The sequence below is a fragment of the Paenibacillus sp. FSL R5-0473 genome (assembly GCF_038004565.1).
Classification (GTDB): Bacteria; Bacillota; Bacilli; order Paenibacillales; family Paenibacillaceae; genus Paenibacillus; species Paenibacillus amylolyticus.
In genome coordinates, this window is the sequence record NZ_JBBORL010000001.1 from 5,223,994 (window position 1) to 5,248,380 (window position 24,387).

Annotated in this window: 20 protein-coding genes and 3 rRNA genes; 2 read left to right on the top strand and 21 right to left on the bottom strand. The window is 46.2% G+C overall.

Annotation, left to right across the window (positions count from 1 at the left end; translation table 11 throughout):
- Nucleotides 1-72 precede the first annotated feature (72 nt).
- Nucleotides 73-1,428, top strand: coding sequence for an MATE family efflux transporter (locus MKY28_RS22875; protein ID WP_340937098.1), 1,356 nt, complete (start codon nucleotides 73-75; stop codon nucleotides 1,426-1,428).
- A gap of 156 nt (nucleotides 1,429-1,584) precedes the next feature.
- Here the strand turns inward: MKY28_RS22875 and MKY28_RS22880 are convergent, their stop codons facing one another.
- The 12 genes from MKY28_RS22880 to MKY28_RS22935 form a co-directional block, all read right to left on the bottom strand.
- Entirely contained in the window at nucleotides 1,585-1,938 is a 354-nt protein-coding gene (locus tag MKY28_RS22880) for a FlxA-like family protein (RefSeq protein ID WP_340937099.1), read from the bottom strand.
- A gap of 272 nt (nucleotides 1,939-2,210) precedes the next feature.
- A 5S ribosomal RNA gene (gene rrf / locus MKY28_RS22885) occupies nucleotides 2,211-2,327 on the bottom strand.
- A gap of 73 nt (nucleotides 2,328-2,400) precedes the next feature.
- Nucleotides 2,401-5,326, bottom strand: a 23S ribosomal RNA gene (locus tag MKY28_RS22890).
- A gap of 310 nt (nucleotides 5,327-5,636) precedes the next feature.
- Nucleotides 5,637-7,189 (bottom strand): 16S ribosomal RNA (locus tag MKY28_RS22895).
- Together the 16S, 23S and 5S rRNA genes form the textbook arrangement of a ribosomal RNA operon.
- A gap of 536 nt (nucleotides 7,190-7,725) precedes the next feature.
- Complete coding sequence (locus MKY28_RS22900) at nucleotides 7,726-8,946, bottom strand: TraB/GumN family protein (protein ID WP_340937100.1); 1,221 nt, start codon at nucleotides 8,944-8,946, stop codon at nucleotides 7,726-7,728.
- Between the two features lie 1,108 nt (nucleotides 8,947-10,054).
- Nucleotides 10,055-10,480, bottom strand: coding sequence for a MarR family winged helix-turn-helix transcriptional regulator (locus tag MKY28_RS22905; RefSeq protein ID WP_340901849.1), 426 nt, complete (start codon nucleotides 10,478-10,480; stop codon nucleotides 10,055-10,057).
- A 92-nt stretch (nucleotides 10,481-10,572) separates the two neighbouring features.
- Nucleotides 10,573-10,917: a DoxX family protein gene (locus MKY28_RS22910; RefSeq protein ID WP_036668601.1), complete on the bottom strand. Its 345-nt coding sequence runs from the start codon at nucleotides 10,915-10,917 to the stop codon at nucleotides 10,573-10,575.
- Nucleotides 10,918-11,490: 573 nt separating this feature from the next.
- Entirely contained in the window at nucleotides 11,491-12,786 is a 1,296-nt protein-coding gene (locus tag MKY28_RS22915) for an ABC transporter permease (protein WP_076329709.1), read from the bottom strand.
- Nucleotides 12,779-13,681: an ABC transporter ATP-binding protein gene (locus MKY28_RS22920; RefSeq protein WP_036668607.1), complete on the bottom strand. Its 903-nt coding sequence runs from the start codon at nucleotides 13,679-13,681 to the stop codon at nucleotides 12,779-12,781. The genes MKY28_RS22915 and MKY28_RS22920 overlap by 8 nt, the downstream gene beginning before the upstream one ends.
- Nucleotides 13,682-13,701: 20 nt before the next feature.
- Nucleotides 13,702-14,598: an ATP-binding cassette domain-containing protein gene (locus tag MKY28_RS22925; protein WP_047840261.1), complete on the bottom strand. Its 897-nt coding sequence runs from the start codon at nucleotides 14,596-14,598 to the stop codon at nucleotides 13,702-13,704.
- 15 nt (nucleotides 14,599-14,613) lie between these two features.
- The gene (locus MKY28_RS22930; protein WP_036613231.1) at nucleotides 14,614-15,003 is read right to left on the bottom strand and encodes a GntR family transcriptional regulator; all 390 of its coding nucleotides are present in this window, start codon (nucleotides 15,001-15,003) and stop codon (nucleotides 14,614-14,616) included.
- A gap of 89 nt (nucleotides 15,004-15,092) precedes the next feature.
- On the bottom strand, nucleotides 15,093-15,806 hold the full coding sequence (locus MKY28_RS22935) for a hypothetical protein (protein WP_036613234.1): 714 nt from the start codon (nucleotides 15,804-15,806) through the stop codon (nucleotides 15,093-15,095).
- Between the two features lie 200 nt (nucleotides 15,807-16,006).
- Here MKY28_RS22935 and MKY28_RS22940 point away from each other — a divergent pair, with 200 nt between their 5' ends.
- Nucleotides 16,007-16,336 carry a hypothetical protein gene (locus MKY28_RS22940; protein ID WP_100526983.1) on the top strand — a complete coding sequence of 110 codons (330 nt, stop codon included), beginning with the start codon at nucleotides 16,007-16,009 and terminating at the stop codon, nucleotides 16,334-16,336.
- 110 nt (nucleotides 16,337-16,446) lie between these two features.
- Here the strand turns inward: MKY28_RS22940 and MKY28_RS22945 are convergent, their stop codons facing one another.
- The 9 genes from MKY28_RS22945 to MKY28_RS22985 all read right to left on the bottom strand — a co-directional run bounded on the left by MKY28_RS22945 (nucleotide 16,447) and on the right by MKY28_RS22985 (nucleotide 24,063).
- The gene (locus MKY28_RS22945) at nucleotides 16,447-16,818 is read right to left on the bottom strand and encodes a hypothetical protein (RefSeq protein WP_339299073.1); all 372 of its coding nucleotides are present in this window, start codon (nucleotides 16,816-16,818) and stop codon (nucleotides 16,447-16,449) included.
- 142 nt (nucleotides 16,819-16,960) lie between these two features.
- A complete protein-coding gene (locus tag MKY28_RS22950) occupies nucleotides 16,961-17,425 on the bottom strand; it encodes a DUF420 domain-containing protein (protein WP_036613174.1) in 465 nt (154 codons plus the stop codon).
- Nucleotides 17,426-17,451: 26 nt separating this feature from the next.
- Complete coding sequence (ctaG, locus tag MKY28_RS22955) at nucleotides 17,452-18,384, bottom strand: cytochrome c oxidase assembly factor CtaG (protein ID WP_340937101.1); 933 nt, start codon at nucleotides 18,382-18,384, stop codon at nucleotides 17,452-17,454.
- 108 nt (nucleotides 18,385-18,492) lie between these two features.
- Nucleotides 18,493-18,813, bottom strand: a complete 321-nt coding sequence (locus MKY28_RS22960; RefSeq protein WP_340937102.1) for a cytochrome C oxidase subunit IV family protein — start codon at nucleotides 18,811-18,813, stop codon at nucleotides 18,493-18,495.
- 3 nt (nucleotides 18,814-18,816) lie between these two features.
- Nucleotides 18,817-19,443 carry a cytochrome c oxidase subunit 3 gene (locus tag MKY28_RS22965; RefSeq protein WP_047840264.1) on the bottom strand — a complete coding sequence of 209 codons (627 nt, stop codon included), beginning with the start codon at nucleotides 19,441-19,443 and terminating at the stop codon, nucleotides 18,817-18,819.
- Nucleotides 19,440-21,290: a cytochrome c oxidase subunit I gene (ctaD, locus tag MKY28_RS22970; RefSeq protein WP_370511460.1), complete on the bottom strand. Its 1,851-nt coding sequence runs from the start codon at nucleotides 21,288-21,290 to the stop codon at nucleotides 19,440-19,442. Before ctaD ends, MKY28_RS22965 begins: the two co-directional genes overlap by 4 nt.
- A gap of 71 nt (nucleotides 21,291-21,361) precedes the next feature.
- On the bottom strand, nucleotides 21,362-22,414 hold the full coding sequence (gene coxB / locus MKY28_RS22975) for a cytochrome c oxidase subunit II (protein ID WP_036613183.1): 1,053 nt from the start codon (nucleotides 22,412-22,414) through the stop codon (nucleotides 21,362-21,364).
- 565 nt (nucleotides 22,415-22,979) lie between these two features.
- The gene (gene map, locus MKY28_RS22980; RefSeq protein ID WP_036613186.1) at nucleotides 22,980-23,741 is read right to left on the bottom strand and encodes a type I methionyl aminopeptidase; all 762 of its coding nucleotides are present in this window, start codon (nucleotides 23,739-23,741) and stop codon (nucleotides 22,980-22,982) included.
- A gap of 133 nt (nucleotides 23,742-23,874) precedes the next feature.
- Entirely contained in the window at nucleotides 23,875-24,063 is a 189-nt protein-coding gene (locus MKY28_RS22985; protein ID WP_017690840.1) for a hypothetical protein, read from the bottom strand.
- Nucleotides 24,064-24,387 lie beyond the last annotated feature (324 nt).

Genomic DNA, 24,387 nt, shown 5'->3' on the forward strand with positions numbered 1-24,387 from the left:
GTTATCATACAGAACGAACGTTCAGTATTATTAAATACAGAATGAACATTCAGTTTACTAACGGAGGTCATTATGAATACGAATTGGACGCATCCATTGGAAGGGCAATCTGTAGGTAAAGCTTTTATAAGTTACCTCGTGCCTTCTGTATTAGGGATGCTGGTAGTTGCTTTTAATTTTATTATCGACGGCATTATGGTTGGACACAAACTGGGTTCTACCGCAATGGCCGGGATCGGCATTGCCTCACCTGTCTACACGCTCTTTGTTGCCATGTCGCTGTGGATTGGTATGGGCGGGGCAACGTTGTACTCCAACGCTATGGGTAGAAAAGATATCACTTCAGCCAAACAAATTTTCACCAAATCCATTATGCTCATTATGTTAGTTACGGTAGCCATTGGATATGTTGCATTTACATTCAAAGACAAACTGGTATACTCCCTCGGTGCGAACGCCGAGACCTTCCCGTTTGCTTCAGACTATATGAATATCATGTTATTGTTCGGGTTTGTTTTCACCATTGAGAATGCACTCTCTATCTTTGTACGAAACGATGGGAACCCCAACACGTCGATGTACGCTCAGATTACGTTTGCTGTAGCCAATATCATCATCAATTATATAACATTGTATGTACTCGAATGGGGTGTACGCGGTGTGGCCCTCGGTACAATTGTATCGGCGTCTCTTGCGCTACTTGTTCTGTTCACTCACTTTTTCAAAAAAACAAATAATCTCACGTTCACCCGGTTCAAGTGGAACAACAAACTGCTGGCTTCCCTGCTGCTCATTGGTTTCCCCAGCTTTCTGGCTGAACTTGGCATGTCGGTCTTCTCTGTCTCTCACAATATCTCCATGGACCGCATTGCAGGCACCGATGGTGTAGCGTCCTTTACCGTGTTGAACTACATTCATGGTGTGGTACTGTTAGCGTTCCTGGGTCTGGCGTCTGCTGCCCAACCTCTGATCAGCTATTATCACGGTGCGAAACAGATTAAACGGGTACAACAAACGATACGTTTAGCTACCAAAACGGCTCTAGCATGCGGTCTATTGTTACTGGCTGTTGTTCAGATCGGTGCACCTTATTTCGTGCAAATCTTTGGAAACTTCAGTAGTGGCGTAACGGATAATGCCGTTTACGGATTACGTATATTTACATTTGCCTATGTGTTTATGGGTGTTAACTTTGTCATGAGCACCTATTTCCAATCTGTAGGTAATGCCAAAATGGCCATCTGGATTACAGCTGCGCGTGAAATGATTATCATGATTGCGTTGATTGCAGTCCTGCCTTCATTCTTTGGTGTCACGGGTGTGTGGCTTGCCGTACCGCTGTCCGAAATGCTGGTTCTCGCAACCATAGCCTTGTACTATAGAAAACAATCCCTTACGGATCGAATAAACGCGTTGCGTCCTGAGTAATGTTAACAGATAATAACAGCAACAGATAGAAGATCAATGGAACGTAGATAAACTGTAGGTAGACCTCATAAATAATCTAAAAAACTAATATACAAAGCCCTGCACGATCAATATAGATCGGTCAGGGCTTTTGTTTTATCCTAAATTTAGATGGAATTAGATACGTATATCAAATCGACCATTGCTGTCTGTCGTTGCGTTTGCAATCTCCTTAGGGGTAGCTACTCCCATTCCATTGGATGGTGGTTGGGCAGGTGGAGCCTCCTTCGTAGCAGTTGTACCGGCTCCTTGAGAGCTTTGCTGTGCAATCTGGTTCGCAATTTGTTTGATCTGCTGTTGAAGCTGTTTGGTCTTTGTCTCCTTAGTCTGTTCATCGTCCTTGCTGGATTGCACTTTCTCCAGCTGAGCCTCAAGCTTCGTCTTTTGTTTCTCCAAGCTGCTTGAATTGTCCGAACTCGAAGATGTCGATATGTATGATGTAGTGGAGCTGGCTGTAGAAGATATATTCATTATGATTTCCCCCCTCTTTACTTAGCTTCACTATACCCTATCCCACTGAAACGTACGTTAAATTCAACTGAAAGGTTGCTGAAGGAGCTAAGAATCAGAAGTCGAACAGAGGGAAGTATGTATATCAGCATTAATAGTCTGATCAATAATATTGGAAGTCTTCATATAAGTGAAGAATCTTAATTTCGTCTCATCTGTAAGTTAGTTGTTTGCCAGTGTAAAATAGTAAAACAAAAAGACACACTTGATGATATCGAGTGTGTCTTTAGATTGCTTGGCGGCGTCCTACTCTCCCAGGACCCTGCGGTCCAAGTACCATCGGCGCTAGAGGGCTTAACGGTCGTGTTCGGGATGGGTACGTGTGGAACCCCTCCGCCATCGCCACCAAACGCATAGCTTACATTCAGAGATCGTTCTCTGAAAACTAGATTCGAAACGAAACACGCGAATTACAACTTGCTATTGGATAAGCCCTCGACCGATTAGTACTGGTCAGCTCCATGCATTGCTGCACTTCCACCCCCAGCCTATCTACCTCGTCGTCTTCAAGGGGTCTTACATACTGGGAAATCTCATCTTGAGGGGGGCTTCACGCTTAGATGCTTTCAGCGTTTATCCCGTCCGTACATAGCTACCCAGCGGTGCTCCTGGCGGAACAACTGGTACACCAGCGGTACGTCCATCCCGGTCCTCTCGTACTAAGGACAGCTCCTCTCAAATTTCCTACGCCCACGACAGATAGGGACCGAACTGTCTCACGACGTTCTGAACCCAGCTCGCGTACCGCTTTAATGGGCGAACAGCCCAACCCTTGGGACCTACTTCAGCCCCAGGATGCGATGAGCCGACATCGAGGTGCCAAACCTCCCCGTCGATGTGGACTCTTGGGGGAGATAAGCCTGTTATCCCCAGGGTAGCTTTTATCCGTTGAGCGATGGCCCTTCCATGCGGTACCACCGGATCACTAAGCCCGACTTTCGTCCCTGCTCGACTTGTAGGTCTCGCAGTCAAGCTCCCTTATGCCTTTGCACTCTTCGAATGATTTCCAACCATTCTGAGGGAACCTTTGGGCGCCTCCGTTACTCTTTAGGAGGCGACCGCCCCAGTCAAACTGCCCACCTGACACTGTCCCCGCACCGGATTACGGTACCAGGTTAGAACCTAGATACGATCAGGGTGGTATCCCAACGTTGCCTCCACGCAAGCTGGCGCTCACGTTTCAAAGGCTCCCACCTATCCTGTACAGATCGTACCCAAATTCAATATCAAGCTGCAGTAAAGCTCCATGGGGTCTTTCCGTCTTGTCGCGGGTAACCTGCATCTTCACAGGTATTAAAATTTCACCGGATCTCTCGTTGAGACAGCGCCCAAGTCGTTACGCCATTCGTGCGGGTCAGAATTTACCTGACAAGGAATTTCGCTACCTTAGGACCGTTATAGTTACGGCCGCCGTTTACTGGGGCTTCGGTTCACAGCTTCGGATTGCTCCTAACCACTCCCCTTAACCTTCCAGCACCGGGCAGGCGTCAGCCCGTATACTTCGCCTTACGGCTTCGCACAGACCTGTGTTTTTGCTAAACAGTCGCTTGGGCCTTTTCACTGCGGCCCCCTCGTGCTATTCACACTACCGGGGCACCCCTTCTCCCGAAGTTACGGGGTCATTTTGCCGAGTTCCTTAACGAGAGTTCTTCCGCGCGCCTTAGAATACTCTTCTCGCCTACCTGTGTCGGTTTGCGGTACGGGCACCATCACCTGGCTAGAGGCTTTTCTTGGCAGTGTGAGATCATGACCTTCGCTACTATAATTTTCGCTCCCCATCACAGCTCAGCCTTACAATGTGCGGATTTGCCTACACATCAGCCTTACTGCTTAGACGGACATCCATCAGTCCGCGTCACTACCCTACTGCGTCCCCCCATTGCTCATAACGGCTTACGGTGGTACAGGAATTTCGACCTGTTGTCCTTCGACTACGCCTTTCGGCCTCGCCTTAGGTCCCGACTTACCCTGAGCGGACGAGCCTTCCTCAGGAACCCTTAGGCTTTCGGCGGATCAGATTCTCACTGATCTTTTCGTTACTCATACCGGCATTCTCACTTGTATAATGTCCAGCGCTCCTTACGGTACACCTTCAACCCTTATACAACGCTCCCCTACCCCTGATGCAAAGCATCAAGCCATAGCTTCGGTGGTGTGTTTAGCCCCGTTACATTTTCGGCGCAGAGTCACTCGACCAGTGAGCTATTACGCACTCTTTCAATGGTGGCTGCTTCTAAGCCAACATCCTGGTTGTCTGTGCAACTCCACATCCTTTCCCACTTAACACACACTTGGGGACCTTAGCTGATGGTCTGGGCTGTTTCCCTTTTGACAATGGATCTTAGCACTCACTGTCTGACTCCCGGAAGTAAGTCTATGGCATTCGGAGTTTGACTGAGCTTGGTAACCCTTGCGGGCCCCGCACCCAATCAGTGCTCTACCTCCACGACTCTGTTTTCCGAGGCTAGCCCTAAAGCTATTTCGGGGAGAACCAGCTATCTCCGAGTTCGATTGGAATTTCTCCGCTACCCCCACCTCATCCCCGCATTTTTCAACATGCGTGGGTTCGGGCCTCCAGTGCGTGTTACCGCACCTTCACCCTGGACAGGGGTAGATCACCCGGTTTCGGGTCTACGTCCACGTACTACATCGCCCTATTCAGACTCGCTTTCGCTGCGGCTCCGGCTCTTCACCTTAACCTTGCACGGGAACGTAACTCGCCGGTTCATTCTACAAAAGGCACGCCATCACCCCTAAAACGGGCTCTGACTTTTTGTAAGCACACGGTTTCAGGTTCTATTTCACTCCCCTTCCGGGGTGCTTTTCACCTTTCCCTCACGGTACTGCTTCACTATCGGTCGCTAGGAAGTATTTAGCCTTGGCAGATGGTCCTGCCGGATTCATACGGGGTTTCACGTGCCCCGCACTACTCGGGATCCGTCTCGGAGGGAACAGACTTTCAACTACAGGGCTTTTACCTTCTTTGGCGGGCCTTTCCAGACCTCTTCGCTTAACCGGTTCCTTTGTAACTCCATGTGAGACGTCCCACAACCCCAAAGAGCAAGCTCTCTGGTTTGGGCTTCTCCGCGTTCGCTCGCCGCTACTGACGGAATCACTATTGTTTTCTCTTCCTCAGGGTACTTAGATGTTTCAGTTCCCCTGGTATGCCTCTGCATAACCTATGTATTCAGTTATGAGTAACTGGAAATTACCCCAGCTGGGTTTCCCCATTCGGACACCCCCGGATCAAAGCTTGCTTACAGCTCCCCGAGGCAGTTTCGTTGTTCGCCACGTCCTTCATCGGCTCCTAGCGCCTAGGCATCCTCCGTGTGCTCTTAGTAGCTTAACCATTTTGTTCCGGTTTCGGTCGCTCGCTTCCCTTGGTTTGCTTGCGCAAAGCCAAAAGTCGCTCTCACCCGATACCCTCACAAAAGCAATTTAACTACCTTTATACACTTGACTTGTTTGCACAAGTTCAGCTTAAAGGAATGTTCTAATTCGCGTTTGTTTCGTTTCGATATCTAGTTTTCAAAGAACAAGCTCCATGCAAAAGCAAGCTGTTTTGAGAGTTTGAGCTCTCAAAACCGAACAACGAGTGAGTGTTTTGCAGCTAAGCTGCATATTTGAATGTTTCCGTTGCAGGAAACGATTCTCCATAGAAAGGAGGTGATCCAGCCGCACCTTCCGATACGGCTACCTTGTTACGACTTCACCCCAATCATCTATCCCACCTTCGGCGGCTGGCTCCTTGCGGTTACCCCACCGACTTCGGGTGTTATAAACTCTCGTGGTGTGACGGGCGGTGTGTACAAGACCCGGGAACGTATTCACCGCGGCATGCTGATCCGCGATTACTAGCAATTCCGACTTCATGCAGGCGAGTTGCAGCCTGCAATCCGAACTGAGACCGGCTTTGTTGGGATTGGCTCCATCTCGCGATTTCGCAGCCCGTTGTACCGGCCATTGTAGTACGTGTGTAGCCCAGGTCATAAGGGGCATGATGATTTGACGTCATCCCCACCTTCCTCCGGTTTGTCACCGGCAGTCTATCTAGAGTGCCCATCCGAAATGCTGGCAACTAAATATAAGGGTTGCGCTCGTTGCGGGACTTAACCCAACATCTCACGACACGAGCTGACGACAACCATGCACCACCTGTCTCCTCTGTCCCGAAGGAAAGATACATCTCTGTACCGATCAGAGGGATGTCAAGACCTGGTAAGGTTCTTCGCGTTGCTTCGAATTAAACCACATACTCCACTGCTTGTGCGGGTCCCCGTCAATTCCTTTGAGTTTCAGTCTTGCGACCGTACTCCCCAGGCGGAGTGCTTAATGTGTTAACTTCGGCACCAAGGGTATCGAAACCCCTAACACCTAGCACTCATCGTTTACGGCGTGGACTACCAGGGTATCTAATCCTGTTTGCTCCCCACGCTTTCGCGCCTCAGCGTCAGTTACAGCCCAGAGAGTCGCCTTCGCCACTGGTGTTCCTCCACATATCTACGCATTTCACCGCTACACGTGGAATTCCACTCTCCTCTTCTGCACTCAAGTCACCCAGTTTCCAGTGCGATCCGGGGTTGAGCCCCGGGATTAAACACCAGACTTAAATGACCGCCTGCGCGCGCTTTACGCCCAATAATTCCGGACAACGCTTGCCCCCTACGTATTACCGCGGCTGCTGGCACGTAGTTAGCCGGGGCTTTCTTCTCAGGTACCGTCACCTTGAGAGCAGTTACTCTCCCAAGCGTTCTTCCCTGGCAACAGAGCTTTACGATCCGAAAACCTTCATCACTCACGCGGCATTGCTCCGTCAGGCTTTCGCCCATTGCGGAAGATTCCCTACTGCTGCCTCCCGTAGGAGTCTGGGCCGTGTCTCAGTCCCAGTGTGGCCGATCACCCTCTCAGGTCGGCTACGCATCGTCGCCTTGGTGAGCCGTTACCTCACCAACTAGCTAATGCGCCGCAGGCCCATCCCCAAGTGACAGATTGCTCCGTCTTTCCAGTTTCCTTCAGGCGAAGAAAACAATTATTCGGTATTAGCTACCGTTTCCGGTAGTTGTCCCAAACTTGAGGGCAGGTTGCCTACGTGTTACTCACCCGTCCGCCGCTAACCATCAGAGAAGCAAGCTTCTCTTCAAGTCCGCTCGACTTGCATGTATTAGGCATGCCGCCAGCGTTCGTCCTGAGCCAGGATCAAACTCTCCAATAAAGTATTGAAAAGAGCGATAAGCTCATTTTGAATCTGACGAGATTAAAAATCTCATTTGTGCTCCAGTCGATTCAAGCCAAGGCTTGTCTCAAACTTTCGCGTTCATTCTGCAAGCAGAATGTTTACTCACTCGTTGTTCAGTTTTCAAAGATCAAACTTATTTCGTTGCCGAACGTTGTTCTCTTCAGCAACTCTTATATAATATCATGTCCGAACCAACTTTGCAAGCTCTTTTTTTAAGTTTCTTTCGAAGCTTATTTCAATCGCTTGCCGCACCGTGTATCTCGTGTTTTTTTGGCCGGAAATAGAATATACCATGTAGAACACACACTTGTAAAGAGTTAATTTCAAAACATATCAAATCCACGATCTAACCATATTAAGGACCTTCAATCTACCATGAACTCTTCAGTTCAATTTTATTATCCTGCAGCTTAATCTTCTTTATTTAAATCTGTCTTTCTTCTATATAAGAAGGTAACCCTCTCAACTCTCATATTCGAGACGAAAGGGTTACCTTCTATAGTAATCTATATTTATTTCCGTTCTACTTTATATCCTTTATCCTCAAGCAGTTTCACGATGCCGTGATCGCCCAAGTAGTGTGCCGCACCAACAACAATGAAATACTCCTCACCTTTGCCGTTTTTCAAGTAACCATCGATTTTGTCCGCCATACCAATGTTACGATCAACCAGCATTGCTTTGTTATATTCCTCGTTAGTGGAGAAGCTGTTTGTCAGTTCAAGCAGTTGCTCGTCATTACCCGTTTTCCACATCTCAGCCATTTCTTTCACACTGTTATCCAACACGTCGAAGTTTTCGATTGTCGCTTTCAGTGTTTCCTCTTGTGTTTCTTTGGAAAAGTCGTTAAACATGCCAAGTTGAGATTGATAACTCTCCAACTCAATAACTGGAAGTTTGCGCTCGATCGCTTTCTGGATGAAATACAGATCCACTCCTGCTGACGCTTCGTATCCTGCCGTTGTGGACTTCAAACTTGCAAGTGTGCTCTCTACTACCCAAGGCTTAAATGCATCCAAGGCGTTAGACTCCAGACCATTTTTCTTCAATACATCACCCAGCTTAGTATACGTTTCACTGGAAATGTGGTCTTTCAGTGTTGTTCCATCTTGATACGAACCCAGACTTAGAACCAGCTTTTGCTGCTCTTCGTCAGCGGCTTTGCTAATATCAATCTCTACCCCGAGATAATCTGCTTCGGCAAAAGCTTCTTCAAACTCCGGACGCAGTGGGTAGAAGCTCTCATCCGCAATATGCATGGACCCTACCAGATAGACCGTGTTGCCATTGCTTTCAACTTCCCACATGAAGCCACGTCCACCGGTTTGCGCAGTTTCAGTTGCTCCACCTTTGGATACCAGTAGCACGGTGCGCGTTGCAGCATCCCAGCGAACTTCATAACCCGCTGCATCACCGACGATGCGGATTGGAGCATACGTTACACCGTTGATACGTGTAAGCTTGCTTTTGAGTGTAATCGTTTTGCCATCTACTACAGCCGTGATCGTATCATCTGTCGCAGTTGTTAGCTTCACATCCATAGCATCCAGCGTGGTCCGCAGTGGAACCAATGTTGTACCTTTCTCCAGGATCGGCGCTCCTGTAGCATATTTCACAGCTTGGTCATTAACCTTGACGGAAGTTTCTTGTGGAGCAGCCATGGCTGGTACTGCAGACGCGAGCAATCCTACCGAGATTGTAAGAGACAAGAGCATGCGTTTCCAATTCTTCATGTTATGTAATCTCCTTTATTGAATATAGTTGCCAATCCATTTTTTAATAGAATAGACATACTTAGATACTACGGTTAAAGATGGGAAATGGTGCCACTACAAAACTGGAGTAGCACTCCCTTCCTTCATTACTCTCATTAAAGTAAGAAACCATAAAACGAAACAATCATATAGGTTCAATGTTAGATATTCGCAAAGTCTGAGCTATTTCAAGATAAATAGATACTGATCAGTTCTAGGAAAAAGAATGCTATAGAAACCTTGGGATTGCCCCACAGCTTCACTCCATATGCGACGAAGAAAATAGCGATAGCTAATTTAGAGATGCTTTGGTAGTTGCCCTGCTCTGAAAAGGCTGAACTGCTAAATACAATTGAAAGTAGTAGTGTAGTCAGGATCGATCAATGCTTTAAACCACAGAGGTTCCCTCAAAAACTGTATATGGAACCCTTTTAACTGCTGCATGATCATCGACCCTCTCCTGAACTCGATTTATTATGACCACCGACACAGGACACCACTTGTCATAATTAGTGAGAAAAAGTCATCAATAAAGCTTATCTATCAGGACATATTTTCATGATAAGTAGGAAAAAGCGCAAAACTCATTTTGCATCTTCATGCATGCTAATATATACGGATTTTTGCGATATTTTATCTTAATTATACATAGCAAAAAGACCACTATCTAGTATTAGATAACAGTCTCATTTTAGAATACTTTATTCATTTAAATTAAAATCATTCCGTCTTCTATTCTTCTACAGAAACATAAATACTTAATCGTATGCGAATTGCCGCTATCTCAAAACCAGTTAGAATCATAATCCAGTGATCTTTCCTCCCCTTCTTTCTCTAGTAATATGTTCAGGAAAACATCAAGCAGCTCCTATCAGCTTGAGTACAACTAAAAATATTGCTGGGATAATCGAATTGATGGAATTAAATATTCAGTGAACGATGATATTCGACCATATATTTCTGATAGCTCCTTCTAAAGTAAGTAGAAGCTGGATCCTTATTCTTGCTGCTTCATTTGGAAAAAATCTCACAAATTTTGTGCTTCGGCATGTAGTTGTCATGATTCATCCTCTGGTATAGAGTCTAACTAATCTTCTTGCACATTTCGGTACAGTTTATCTAATATCGTTTTTAACTGATTTAATTCATCGTGTTCCAAACCTCGTGTAACATAGTCATGCGCGTTTTTAACTGTTAACAACAGCTTTCCTTTAACTTCTTGACCTTTAGAGGACAAATATAAATAATGTGAGCGCTTATCTTGATCATGAACAATACGTCGAACCATGCCCTTGCGTTCTAAAGAATGTATCATTCTCACTACCGTTGTTTGATCCCGATCGATGGCCTCCGCCAGCTCTTTTTGAGTCATAGCTTTATCTATATCAAGACAGGAGATAATGCTCCACTGCTCCGGTGTCACCTTGTAGGGCTTTAATTGTTTCGTAAAATAGTTTGTAAGCTTGACATCTGTACGATGGATCAAGAAGCCGGTAATATTATATAATTCCATTGCAGTAACCTCATTTATCATTTTCTTAAATCAAATATAGTCGATCTCTCAAAGGTTACACATGAAATCCGTCAAAAATTCGTTAATTTCGTTTAGAAAAAATGATACATGGATACAATCAAGCTAAGTATGAACAAAATGAGTGCTGGAATGGCCTTCTGAATCGGATCTTTAGCTAAGACTATTAAAGTAAACGCTCCAGCAAGCATTGTTCCGGCTAGAAGCAAACCAGCTAAAATTGCTGCGACAGGCATCCAGATGCCAACGATCATACCAGCTGCCCCCACAATCTCGAACGACCCAGTCAAAACATTAAAGAACGATGGCAGTCCAAAACGTTTAAACTCATTGGCCATTTTACCGGAAATAATTTTGCTTCCTGTAAAAAGGAAAAAACCACCTAATAGAACCTGTAAAACTGTGATAAAAATGAACATATCTACCCCTCTTTCATAAAGTTATGCATATGAATTTAATATATGCTATAGCATGTATTTTGTTTGAAATTTTATATATTGTCAACCCTAAAATAAAGCTTTATAGATTATAGCCCTCTTATATCCTTTTAATTTTTCTTAGATTATCGTTCCAAAGGAGCTTTCTTTTTCACATATCGTTAATATTTCTAGCATGGATAATTCAATTTCTGTTCTTTGTTGAACTGTGGTAAATTTCTCTGTAATCAGCCGATTAAAAGCCTATGCTTCTTACTTTCAATAAATTTAGTAACAAACAAAGGTAATTTACTTAACTTATTGTCAATTCGACCCACGGAATGTAATTTAGCTTGTTTATACAAAAATCAACCATCCCAAATTAAATATAACTTCTAAGTAATTATTCGTTCTTGACTGTTTGTATCGAACACCATTAAACAACATGTAGCGCGTTCAACATTAAATTGGCCACCAATGGCTACAAGCTAATTTAAAAAAGAGATATGCATATTTATGAATAAATATGCATATCTCGCTAATTATGACGACGCACAACACCTTCAAACACTCAACCTAGATCTTATATGCCTTCATGGCTTTAAACAATTCCTTAAAGGTTGGACGTTTACCGTACATCAACACACCTGTGCGATAGATTTTGGCTGCAAGCCATCCGAAGATGATAATGGATACGATGAGAATGGCTAAGGACGTTAGAATCTCCCAAGTTGGCGCAACTCCTGCGCCAATTCGTACCAGAATCGCGGTCGGCGACGTGAATGGAATGAAGCTTGCGATTTTCAACAACAGAATGTTCGGCGTAGAAATACTGAAGATCGCAATATAGAAGGAAACAAGCGACAACATCGTAATCGGCAGAACAGCCTGACCGAGTTCTTCAGTACGGCTTACCATTGAACCAATGGCAGCAAACAACACGGCATACAGGAAGTAACCCAGAATGTAGAATATGAGTCCGTACACAATAACCGCAATATTCACATCACTTACACTCATATTGAAATCACCTAATACTGCGCGGTTATGCGGCAACAAGATATTTCCGGCAACCACCGCTCCGAAGATCCCGATTTGCAGCATCCCCACCATGAAAATCCCGATGATTTTACCAAACATCTGACTGAGCGGTGATACACTCGTAATCAATATCTCCATAATACGCGAGCTCTTCTCAGCTGTGATCTCTGAGGCAATCATGTTACCTGTCATCATCGTTGAGGTAAACAGCAGGATGATCAGCAAGTACACCACAATATAGTTAATCGGGCTCATTTTACCTTCAGACTCAGTACCTGCTCCGCTCTCATCTGTACTCAAACTTTGCTCAGTGAGCTTCACAGGTGTTGTAATCAGTTCCTTCTGCTCCGCTGTGAGTACATCCTTCACAACCACATCCAGCTTCACACTCTGCAACGCTGCTTCAATGGATGCAATGATCTGAGGTGATACGTCTTCTGCTGAATATAGAATGGGCTGCGGGAACTCTTGCCCGGAAACAGCTTCAAACTTCAGATAACCATCGGTAAGTCCTGCTTCCACATCCGCCGCAAGAGCAGCCTCATCTTTGTCACCACTGGCAATGAATCGATAGGCCTGATCTCCTTGAGCCGCAGAGAAGCTCTCCAGTTTCTCGGAAACTTCAGGCTGCCCTGTACTCAAAAGACCAATATTTACAGGATTACTGCTTGAAGCTCCACCAATGGAACCCCCATTAAATAAGGTAATGAAATACGGGACATTGAGTCCGATTGAAATTAAAAGTGCAAGTACAATGGTCGTCACCATGAATGATTTCGTTTTAACTTTGTTTTTGAATGTAAAACCCGTAATCGTTCCCATTTTATTCATTCGACTCACCTACCTCACGAATAAAGATTTGGTTAAGCGTTGGTTCCTTCAGTTCAAAGTGTTCCACTGTCGTCTGAGTCATGGCTGTTCTCAGAATCTCTTGAGCCGCTTCCACCTGACTAATATGTATCAGGTACCCACGCTCATTCCGCTCGACTTTCTTCACACCAGACAACTGTTCGAGTCCTTCCACACTACCAATCGTGCCCAGGAATACCTGTTCACGCGGATACCGGCTCTTGATCTCCTTGATCTCTCCTTGTACCACCGTGTTGGAACGATGCAGAATGGTGATCTGACGACACAACTCTTCAACGTGCTCCATACGGTGTGTTGAGAACAGAATGGCCGTGCCTTCGTCTCGCAATTCTTTGACGGTGGACTTGAGTAATTCCACATTCACAGGATCCAGTCCACTGAACGCTTCATCCAGAATGAGAATCTGCGGTCTATGCACTACAGCCGCGATAAAGCCCATTTTCTGCTGATTACCTTTGGATAACTCCTCGATCTTCTTATCGTAATACTCAGGTACCTCAAACCGATTCAGCCAGTACTTGAGGCTCTGATCTGCGTCCTTACCATTCATGCCACGAAGTCGTGCCAGATAATTAATCTGTTCGCTGACTTTCACCTTCGGGTACAATCCGCGCTCTTCCGGAAGATAACCCATAATCTGTTGCAGCTCCGTATTATAGGGCTTGCCGTTGTACAGGATATTCCCTCCGTCCGGGTGAATCAGTCCAAGCACCATACGCATTGTGGTTGTTTTACCTGCACCATTGGCTCCGAGCAGTCCGTAAATCTCCCCCTCTTTTACATTGAGCGTGACTCCATTAACGGCTGTTTTGTCTGCATATTGCTTGACGACTTGCTTCAATTCCAATCGGTTCATCATTTATCGTCTCCCTTCGGTTATTTCCACTGTACGGGTGCATACCCGGCAATCCAGAATGCCAGCACTTCATCCAATTCCAAGTTACGGATTCTCAATACCCGGTTATTGGACAGCTCCAGCCTCTCCTGCGCCTCGCTGACCCGGGTTGTAATTACGCGAACCAGACCTCCCTCTTCTATAGAAGATTCCACAACACCAGGAATACTTTCTGGCCTTAAATCTCCTTCATACCAGACTTCTTTCCACTGATCGAGCACCATATCTTTCTCGGCCATCCCCAGTGACTGACCACGGTGCATCAATACGATGTAATCCGCAAGCCTTTTGACTTCGTCTGCAATATGTGTGGCAATCAGAATCGTGGTGTCTCCCCCCGCCATGAAGGTACGGAACTGCTCAACCATCACTTTCCAGGCAAAAGGGTCCAATCCTGATGAAGGCTCATCCAAAAGCAATAGTCTTGGGCGAGCTGCAATTGCAGCTGCAATCTCAAATTTTCGCCTTTCTCCCTTGGACATCTTGTTCAGCTTCACATCAACAGGTACTTCCATATCCTGAATCAGTTGGTCGAACAACTTCATATCCCAACGAGGGTACCAGTACGCCCGGAAATGGGCCGCTTCTTGTGCTGTTATCCGGTTCTCTTCTGAACCAGCGTTATCTGCCACAAAACCAATCTGTTGTCTCAGTTCAATGGGAAGTGGCCCATCATGTTCCTGACCAAACCATATAATCTGCCCAGCATCTGGCAGCACCACTTGCTGTAACATGTTAAGAAGGGTGCTTTTGCCTGAACCGTTGTGACCGAGAATAGCCACTATATACCCTTCCGGGATGGTCAGATCAATTGGGCCAATAACTCTGCGTTTTCGCATTTTGGATACGCCGTTCAACTGGATTGCTATGGGTTCCACGTATGAATCACTCCCTTACTTCACGTAAATAGCCTTCAGGACTTCCCGGAATAGGCTCTCCATCTCTTCTTCCGTACAGCCTACCGATTTCCCGGACTGCACCGCTGCCTGCATCGCTTCCTGTGCGGCCTTTAATCTATAATTTTCTCTGTCACCGGCTTCTACCTGGGCCACAAATGTACCTGTCCCCTGCTTCGTACGAAGCAAGCCTTCATTCTCCAGATCCTGATAGACCCGTCTAACCGTAATAACACTGCAATTCAGTGCTCCGGCGAACTCACGAATGGACGGCAAATGTGTTCCCTCCCCCAACTGACCCGTAATAATTAACGATCTTAACTGATTTTCAATTTGGTGGTATAAAGGTTCAGCGCTATTTTCATTAATTTGAATGGGTATTTTCACATCTTGCACCTCGCCCTCCGGTACACTCCAGTCTGTTACCTGACCGTGCCGGTTTCATCCTGTATTCGTACATAAGCTCAATTCTCATTTTAATTCAAATCCCGATGAACCAGCTTCTTCAGCGTAAAACGACTAGACAGCCATAATCCCGCCACGCCAGCCACCAGAGAAATCCACATGATCGGGGAAAGCAGCCCCCATGATTTACTTCCATCCATTACAATCCGTAATCCGTAACTGCCTGATATTCGAATCAGTATGGATATGCCAATGGCGAATGGTATAAAAAGCATACTGAGAAGCAAGTATTTCTTGCCACTGTTCAGAAACTCTCCGTAAATATAGAACCCTGTTACCAAAAGGCCATAACCTGTACAGGTAAGGCTAAAGGCCAGATACTGATCCCATCGGAATCCTTCGACATGAAGGTTAACCACGTATAATGATCCGTAGAAAAAGATTCCATTGTACGTAAACGCCATCAGAGACTGCTGTAGCCTGGACCACATCACCACTTGTTCAGGGATGGGAATTCTACGATAGTAGGCCAGCATCTGCGTATAAGAATCTTCCTGTATGTAACGGAAGGAGCGCCTGCAGAACATAAACCCTTGAAATGGCAACATGATTAAAAAAAAGGAATCCACTACTGGATTAATAATATCTGTCTGTTGTTGTCCTAAAAACATCACACCGCTCATGCCGCCAGTGTATATCATGAATAATGCAGACCATAGCCATTGGAGCCTATCCTTACTCATCTGGCTGCGGGTCAACCACCACGCCTGCTTCCATTCGTTCATATGCATGCCTGCCTTTCACCTGTCATTCACTCATGTTGCTTACTGTGATTACTGTATATATCAATATACACAGTATACAGACCTATTTCTCATCCCGTCAACCCCTAATTTTCCTGAATCAGGAAGACGGGATGGGACACAGTACGAATTTACGTTAAAATAAATTATAGTAACGAATCATAGAAAGGAAGGTTACAGCTATGGATTGGCTGGTAGAGATCGGATTTGTCCTCCTTTTCCTTATCGTCGTAATCTGGTTGGTCCTCCGGGATGAGCCTCATCGTCATTCTGCCAAAAAAGGCAGACACCGCATCCGCCGTAACAACGGTTATACCGACTCTGCTTCGGGATATCCGGTCATTATGGGAGATGACTCCTACGATCGACATGCTAGACACACACCGGATCACAAACATCATGATTCGGATTCTTCAGGAGGCACACATTCTCATCACAACAGCGATAGTGGTAGCAGCAATGACAGCGGTGGAGATAGTGGCGGCGGAGACAGTGGGGGTGGCGGGGATTAAACATCATTCCCCAATCACAAAAGAAGGGCTGTACCCATTATTGTGTAAACACAATTCGGGTACAGCCCTTTGCCGCTCTCTAGCACCTGTTAGAAGAAGAGGCCTTACGATTAAACGAGGTTATAACCACTAGGCAGACTGCGATCCCTGCGGATTGCGCGAATCTGAGCCAGCGTTAACCGTTGATTGGTGGAGATCAGGGATTCCACGTCATTGCCACGGATCAGATCATCCAAATCTCTCAAGTTGGTGTTGCCTCGGAAGACACGGAATCCACCTTGGAAGTTAGGACGTGTAAACACAACCAGTGTTGCATTGGAACTTGTTGAGAAAAAGCGCAGGCTCTCCACCCCATCCAAAATATTGTCCAGGTTACGAAGACCCGTGTTACCACGATAGATGCGGCTTCTCCCTCTGTAGTTCTCTTCTGAATACACGGTAAGACGTGGATACGTCTGACTAACGTTGACTATTTTTTTCATTTTGTTTCCCCCTCTCGAACTCATTCTATGAATGAATGAGAGAGGAAGCGTGGACGAATGATCTGCTAGATTCGTCCATTTTCATATTTTCAGAAGAGAGTAGTGACGCACGCCCGAGTAACCGGAGGTTATATCTCTACTTTTATACGCCGAGGATAACTTCCCATACCGGACGTGTATGACCACCAGGATATAAGAGATATAAAAGAACATACACAACAACACCTGTTAGCGCTGACCCAAACCAGATCATGGACGTGAACTTGCCCCAGCGGCGATGTGTTCCGAACTTCTTTTTGAACCCCAGCACCAATGTGGAGATGCCGAATATCGCTGCCACGGTAGCGAGGATAATATGAAAGATCAGAAATATCCGATAAAAGATCTCCAGATCCGGGTCCCCGCCCCAAGCTGTATTACCCACGAACACTGTACGAGACATATAGATCACAAAGAAGATTAGAGCTGCAATCGCACCTGCTACCATGGCGGACTGATGAGCCTCACGTTTACCCCGAATAATCAGTACCCATCCAATCCCCACCAGTACTGCACTAATCACAATGAAAGAAGTACTGATCGTTGGTAGCCAAAAATACATATCCATCGTGTGTTCCCCCTCTTGTCAGAACATTACTTCATTAATTTGGCAGCCGGATTGAGCGGCCCCCCTGCGCCTCCTGCAGGATAAGAATCATCATCATCTTCCTGCTTCTCTTTCCGATACCATTGGAAAAAGACATAGGCTAACATCGAGGCGAAGATTCCTTCCTGAATAAACTTCATTACAATGCCACCGACCTGCTGATCTTCCTTCGCGGAAGACAAAAAGTTGAAGAACGCAGGCCCACCGAATGAGCGAAGTAACGCCGTAGAATCTCCAGACACACAATACCGCATTGCTTCAGCCCATACGGCCGGGTTGCTGTACGTCTGATACAACGGCTCGGCCGCAAAAATAATCAATCCACACGCAGGCGTGAGCAGTACCATATTCAGAAAAATAAAACCAATCTTGGATAACCCCGATGCTTGTCTGCCTTCTGGTAACGGATTCAGCAATGTCCACCACATGAGCATCGAGGTGATGAACAATGCAATATAATACAACCGGTGAACGGTAAAATTCAGCATGACGTAATCATGTACAATCGGTAGGTGATACAGCGAGAACAGCCCGTTAAAGAGCACTGCCGCAACGATCGGATGAGCCAGGAACGATAGCTGGCGTGTAGGCAACCAGCGTACGATTTTGCGCCATACCCAGATCGGCAAACCTTTCATCATCAGCGGCGGAGCTACCAGATAGGAGAACGCCATGCTCACCATGTGGAAGCTAAACATCACGTGACCAAGCAGATTAAAGGGTCCAGCTTGAGCCAGATACAGGACAAACAGCCCTGTAATAAACATGATTTTCTGTGCAGCAGTCGCAGGCTCTGCATCCTTTATTTGCTCACTTAACGGTCCCACAAGCACCAGATAAGCCGCAGCAATGATCAGAAATAAAGCCAGTATAAGCGGACTCCATAAATCGTTGAAGCTAAAATATTGCAACCCGAGCATACGGGAAACCTCCCCGTGACCTGATTTGGTTGTTGCCTTCATTACTTTGTGAAGATTCATTCGCCAAAAAGGGGAAAAGACGGCGGCAATGCGCCGCCGCCATCTCTTTTACCACCAGACCCAATAGAGTGCCATAATGATGCACGTAAAGGCTACAAAAAAGCCAAATGCCATGAACAGAATCGGCATTAAGTGCCCATTGTCCTTCAAGTGCATCCAATAACCCAATTGAACGAATACTTGAAGAATCGCCATGACGAGCAAAATAATAATGATAAAGGTTGTGTTGACCCCTCCGGCAGAAGCAGCCGCAAACGCAATCAGCGTAAGAATAATGGAGAAGATAAACACCACGACGTGTTTCTGTGGCCCTTCCGTCCGGTGACGGTGTTTCACAGGCTGTTGATCTGTCTTATCCTGTGCCGACATGTGCTACCCCACCTTTCCGAGCAGGTACACGACCGTAAAGATGAACACCCATACCACGTCAATAAAGTGCCAGTACATTGCGGAGACGTATACTTTAGGTGCGGTTACGACCGTCAATCCTTTTTTGAACAGCTGACCGATAATGATTCCGATCCACACAATACCAAAAGCAACGTGGGCTCCGTGGAACCCGACCAGTGTATAGAATGCTGAACTGAATGCACTCGTGGTCATGCCAAACTCTTTATGTTTCACATACTCGTAGAACTCGTAAATTTCCAGTGCGAGAAATCCCATACCCAGTACTACCGTGATGCCAAGCCACAACGCCAGTGCATCTCGCTTGCCCTTATGCATGGCCTGAATCGCAAATACACTCGTCAAACTACTGACCAAGAGAATGAACGTTGCGGCGGCCACAAGTGGCAGGTGGAACAGTTCATTCGCCGTAGGTCCATCATTGGTTTGGCCACGAAGAGCCAGGAAGGTAGCAAAGAGTGTACCGAACAGTACCGTCTCGCCGCCAAGGAACAACCAGAAGGCGATAAGCTTGTTACGGCCTTCCAGCGTTGCTTTCTCCGGTTCATGCGGCAATTTGTCATTCACCGGTTCGGCATGTGAGGTTGTCATGTTCTAGCCCCCTTCTCATCCTGATCCTCCGGTTCAATATGCCAGCCATGATCATCATAAAGTGAACGAAGTGCCATTGCTCCAAATGTGATTACGAGACCAATAATAACTACAATATAATTGTTGAAAATGACATTCATAAATGCATTACCAAATTCATCATTGCTGAACATCAAGCCGAGTCCGGCGATAAAGATACCTACTGACATTACAAACGGCAACGGCGTTGCTGAAGGCATATGAATCGAACCTACAGGTTCTGCCGGTGTCATCTCCGTATGTCCTGCCATTTTTTCCTTCCAATATGCATCAATTCCGCGTACCAGCGGCGTCTGCTTGAAATTATATTCCGGCGGCGGAGATGGAATAGACCATTCCAGTGTACGGCCGTCTTCCCACGGATCGTTTGGCGCGCCAGCCGGTTTTTTCATTGTGATCACGATGTTCACGAGGAACATGATAACCCCAACACCCATTAGAAACGCACCGACGGAGCTGACCAGATTGAGCAGGTCAAAGTCCTGATTCGGCAAGTATGTAACGATCCGGCGCTGCATCCCCATCAGACCGAGGAAATGCTGTACAAAGAACGTTAATTGGAAACCGATCATAAATGTCCAGAACGTCCATTTGCCCAGTGTTTCGCTGAGAATACGTCCGAACATCTTCGGCCACCAGTAATGCAGTCCCGAGAACAATCCAAGTACGAGTCCCCCTACAATAACGTAGTGGAAGTGAGCTACAACAAAGTACGTATCATGGAACTGGAAGTCTGCCGGAGCAGATGCCAGCATAACGCCTGTAACACCACCCATAACGAAGGTTGGGACGAATCCAACAGCAAACAGGTTTGCCGCTGTAAAACGGATCTGTCCACCCCACATCGTAAAGAGCCAGTTAAAGATTTTGATCCCGGTAGGTACGGCAATCAACATCGTGGAGATGGAGAAAAGCGCGTTGGCTACATTACCCAGACCTGTTGTAAACATGTGATGCGCCCATACCATGAAGCCCAGGAAGGCAATCAGGATGGTGGCAAATACCATGGAGCTATATCCGAACAACCGTTTACGCGAGAAGGTCGGGATAACCTCCGAGATAATACCAAATGCCGGCAAAATCAGAATGTATACTTCCGGGTGCCCGAAGATCCAGAAGATGTGCTGCCAGAGTACCGGGTTACCGCCACCTGCGACATCGAAGAAATTCGCTCCCAGTATACGGTCAAACGTCAAAAGTACAAGCCCTACCGTGATGGCAGGAAAAGCAAAAAGGATAATGGCAGATGTAATAAATGTCGTCCATGTAAACATCGGCATCCGCATGTAGGACATGCCTGGAGCACGCATTGTAATAATTGTTGCGAGAAAGTTAATGCCCCCGATGAGCGTTCCCAGACCCGCGATCTGAAGACCGATGGTGTAGAAATCCACACCATGCGTTCCACTGTACTCACTGCCCGAAAGCGGGGTATATGAGGTCCAGCCCGCATCCGGTGCTCCGCCCATAACCCAGCTCAGGTTCAGCAACAATCCACCAAACAGGAATGTCCAGAAACCCAACGCGTTAAGAAACGGGAAAGCAACGTCCCGCGCCCCGATCTGCAAAGGCACGACAGCATTCATAATGGCAAAAATAAGTGGCATGACACCAAGGAAAATCATCGTTGTTCCATGCATTGTAATCAATTCGTTGAAGACCTGTGCCGATACAAAATCATTCATAGGCTTCATCAGTTGAATCCGAATCAAAATGGCTTCAATGCCGCCGATTCCAAAGAAAAATCCACCCGCAACCAAATAGAGAATGGCGATTTTTTTGTGATCGACGGTGGTGATCCAATCCATCAAGCCCCTGTACCTCTTGACGCTATGCGCATGAGCCAAGGTTGTGTACCCCCTTCTTCGTCCTTGCTGTTCTATTCATAGTCCAATTTGTAGTTGGCCAGATATTCGGCAATTCCGTCGATTTCTTCATCCGTCAACCCAAGATCTTTGGGATTCGGCATGGTATTGCCCGGCTTCACGGATTGTGGATCATGGAGCCATTCTTTCATGTTATCCAGTACCGGATTACCTTCTTCCTGTCCCTCGCGAGAATTCAGCAAAATGCCTGCGACAGATTCCTTGCCGCCGATTCCCGTCAGGTTAGGTGCAACCGGTCCACCTTGATCACCAACAGCGTGGCAAGAAAGGCAGTTTGTTTTGAACTTTTCAGCCAATTGAGTGTCTTCAGGAAGGACTGCAGGTGCTTTCATCTGGTTCACCCATCTGTCAAAGGATTCCTGACTCACTGCTTTTACCTTAAACTCCATAAAAGCATGCGATCTGCCACATAATTCGGCACATTTACCACGGTAAACGCCTTCATTCGGTGCAGAGAAACTGAACTTGTTAAGTGTTCCATCCGGGTTTGTGTCCATTTTGCCCGCAAGTGACGGCACCCAGAAGGAGTGAAGCACGTCAGCGGTTTTTAATTCGAATGCAATTTTTGTTCCGGTCGGGATGATGAGATCTTGAGCGGTGGTTACGTCATATTGAGGATAAGTGAATTCCCACCAGTACTGATGCGAGGTGACTTGGACCTTAAGTGCATTTTTGTCATTGGACAGATCTTCGCCTTGGGCAAAAATCGTTTGGACCGTCGGTACTGCCAGAACAATAACCAGCAATAACGGAATGGCTGTCCAGATTACTTCCAGCTTGAAATTACCTTCAACCTGTTCGGGCATCTCAGTCTGCCCGGCTCGTCTACGAAACCGGATCAGAACATAGGCCGCTATGGCAAATACAATGATGAGCACCACGATCATAATCGCGATGGATAACTTCATCAGATCATATTGGCCTTGCGCTACAGGACCCTGAGGTTTCATTACCGACAAGTCTTCCCGCCCGCATGCGGATAGCAGCAAAGAGAACACCGCCAGCAAGGGGAGAATTCGCTTTGCAACCTGCCACTGTTTCATCATTGATCTACCCCACTTTTTTACGTTTTCGTAGATTACCGTTGTCGTTCGGTAGAAAGGCAACAAAAGGTACGTTTCAGCACGATACGCATAATCCTCTTCATCATACAGAACGCTTAGAAAAATAACGCTTCCAGTACTCCCGTGATTTCCTGCTCAGGGCATGTCTGCGCATTCTTCCAATTCATTCTATATGCTTCAATCACTTATTAAATATAAGTTGAGGGTATGATTTTGTCAATCTTTGGACACATGTTCACAAATTGTTCACTTTATGTAAAAAACCGCTCTACAACTTGATTTGCAAACGATTTCAGTTAAAAGTATTACACTCTACATTTGAAAATTTTTGCCAAATTTCGGTGATAAAACTCGATTTATTGGTGATTTTTCTCACATTGAAAACATGTGCTATTATGCAAAAGAAAGATCAGAATTTATGGAAAACCTCTTCCATATCCATTCAGAAGACATGCCTATCGCTCCATACCGCTATCTTCAAGCTCAAAACAGCATGGAGCATTTGGGAGAAAGTTCAACTCAAGTCCTCTTCTTCTCTGATTTCATCTCACGTGCCATCGGTCAGAATCAAGGGGCCATTCCCAGTAATCGCAACCGTATGCTCATACTGGACCCCCCAGCTGCCATCTACCGTCCTTACCGTCCATCCATCGTCATCCCACACAACGGCCCCAGAACTGCCTTTTGTAAAGATTGGTTCAATCGTAATAACCATACCCTCCGTGAGCATCGTGCCCGTTCTGCGTTTGCCATAAGGCAACACATTTGGGGGTTCATGAATATATTGACCAATCCCATGACCAATGAGAGGCTTCACAATTCCGTACCGATACAATCTGGCTGTTCGTTCAATGGCACTTCCAATATCTCCGAGTGTATTCCCTGGAACTGCCTGGGCAATCGCCCGCTCAAGTGCCTTCTCCGTGCGCCTCATCAGCTTGCGAATGGATCTGCTTGTTTCACCAATTCCATATGTCCAGGCCGAGTCAGCAAGCCAGCCGTCTTTGTTCACCACCATATCGATGGTCACTACATCCCCACTCGCCAACTCCTCTTCCCCAGGAAATCCGTGGCAGACCACTTCATTAACAGAGGCACACGTCGCGTAAGGATATCCTTTATACCCTTTTTGCTCCGGTGTGGCTCCTCGTGCTGCCAGAAACTCTTCCACCCGCTCATTAATCGCTGCTGTCGTGATACCAGGGACCATCCACTGCTCAATATGCTGGTGACAGCTCCACAAAATTCTTCCTGCTTCCCGCATGTAGCCAATCTCTTCTTTGGTTTTCAAAATAGGGTCCACATGCATTCATCCTTCCCGCTGTAGGTGTACTACCATATATATGCAGCAGGAACGCAAAAAAAACCGCCTTCCGGAGCTTAACGCCCGAGAGACGGTTCTATTCATTATCGGAACAGTATAATCAGAGTTGTGTGTTGTTTCAGGACACGGAAGAATCCATCTTGACAAGCTCATGCTCAACCACAGAAGTCAATTCTTCCTCATATCCACCCGTAATCCGGTATTTTCTCACGTACTCCTTCACGAATTTTTTTGGATCTTTAGGACGGAAAATCCGAGTCATTTCCCTCAAACTTTCTTTGACCTCATTGTGACCTTTCGTTGCCATTGTAATTCCCTCCCAAAACGTTGAAAGTGAATGCTCCGTTTAGAGAATGCCGAATAAGTCTTAAATGCCATCCATGAAGTTGTGTGCGCGGCTTAAAGCAAGCTTTAGGTCGGGAACCTCGCTAGAAAGCAAGTACCTGACACTATAAATACCCGATATGATTCGGAATGAATCATAATCTTATTGTAGCATATTCGGAAGTATCTTACGACTTGACGATTTCCTCTAATAAATATAACGGTTTTCATGCCCAAAAAGTTTAATTCCGAATCATATGTTAAGATTGCCACCATTCTATACGGAATTAATATATCCAGCATAACA

Coding starts and splice junctions, on each gene's coding strand:
- MKY28_RS22875 (WP_340937098.1), top strand. CDS start 73: ATGAATACGAATTGGACGCATCCATTGGAAGGGCAATCTGTAGGTAAA.
- MKY28_RS22880 (WP_340937099.1), bottom strand. CDS start 1,938: ATGAATATATCTTCTACAGCCAGCTCCACTACATCATACATATCGACA.
- MKY28_RS22900 (WP_340937100.1), bottom strand. CDS start 8,946: ATGAAGAATTGGAAACGCATGCTCTTGTCTCTTACAATCTCGGTAGGA.
- MKY28_RS22905 (WP_340901849.1), bottom strand. CDS start 10,480: ATGGAATTATATAATATTACCGGCTTCTTGATCCATCGTACAGATGTC.
- MKY28_RS22910 (WP_036668601.1), bottom strand. CDS start 10,917: ATGTTCATTTTTATCACAGTTTTACAGGTTCTATTAGGTGGTTTTTTC.
- MKY28_RS22915 (WP_076329709.1), bottom strand. CDS start 12,786: ATGAATAAAATGGGAACGATTACGGGTTTTACATTCAAAAACAAAGTT.
- MKY28_RS22920 (WP_036668607.1), bottom strand. CDS start 13,681: ATGAACCGATTGGAATTGAAGCAAGTCGTCAAGCAATATGCAGACAAA.
- MKY28_RS22935 (WP_036613234.1), bottom strand. CDS start 15,806: ATGAACGAATGGAAGCAGGCGTGGTGGTTGACCCGCAGCCAGATGAGT.
- MKY28_RS22940 (WP_100526983.1), top strand. CDS start 16,007: ATGGATTGGCTGGTAGAGATCGGATTTGTCCTCCTTTTCCTTATCGTC.
- MKY28_RS22945 (WP_339299073.1), bottom strand. CDS start 16,818: ATGAAAAAAATAGTCAACGTTAGTCAGACGTATCCACGTCTTACCGTG.
- MKY28_RS22950 (WP_036613174.1), bottom strand. CDS start 17,425: ATGGATATGTATTTTTGGCTACCAACGATCAGTACTTCTTTCATTGTG.
- ctaG (WP_340937101.1), bottom strand. CDS start 18,384: ATGCTCGGGTTGCAATATTTTAGCTTCAACGATTTATGGAGTCCGCTT.
- MKY28_RS22960 (WP_340937102.1), bottom strand. CDS start 18,813: ATGTCGGCACAGGATAAGACAGATCAACAGCCTGTGAAACACCGTCAC.
- MKY28_RS22965 (WP_047840264.1), bottom strand. CDS start 19,443: ATGACAACCTCACATGCCGAACCGGTGAATGACAAATTGCCGCATGAA.
- ctaD (WP_370511460.1), bottom strand. CDS start 21,290: ATGGATTGGATCACCACCGTCGATCACAAAAAAATCGCCATTCTCTAT.
- coxB (WP_036613183.1), bottom strand. CDS start 22,414: ATGATGAAACAGTGGCAGGTTGCAAAGCGAATTCTCCCCTTGCTGGCG.
- map (WP_036613186.1), bottom strand. CDS start 23,741: ATGCATGTGGACCCTATTTTGAAAACCAAAGAAGAGATTGGCTACATG.
- MKY28_RS22985 (WP_017690840.1), bottom strand. CDS start 24,063: ATGGCAACGAAAGGTCACAATGAGGTCAAAGAAAGTTTGAGGGAAATG.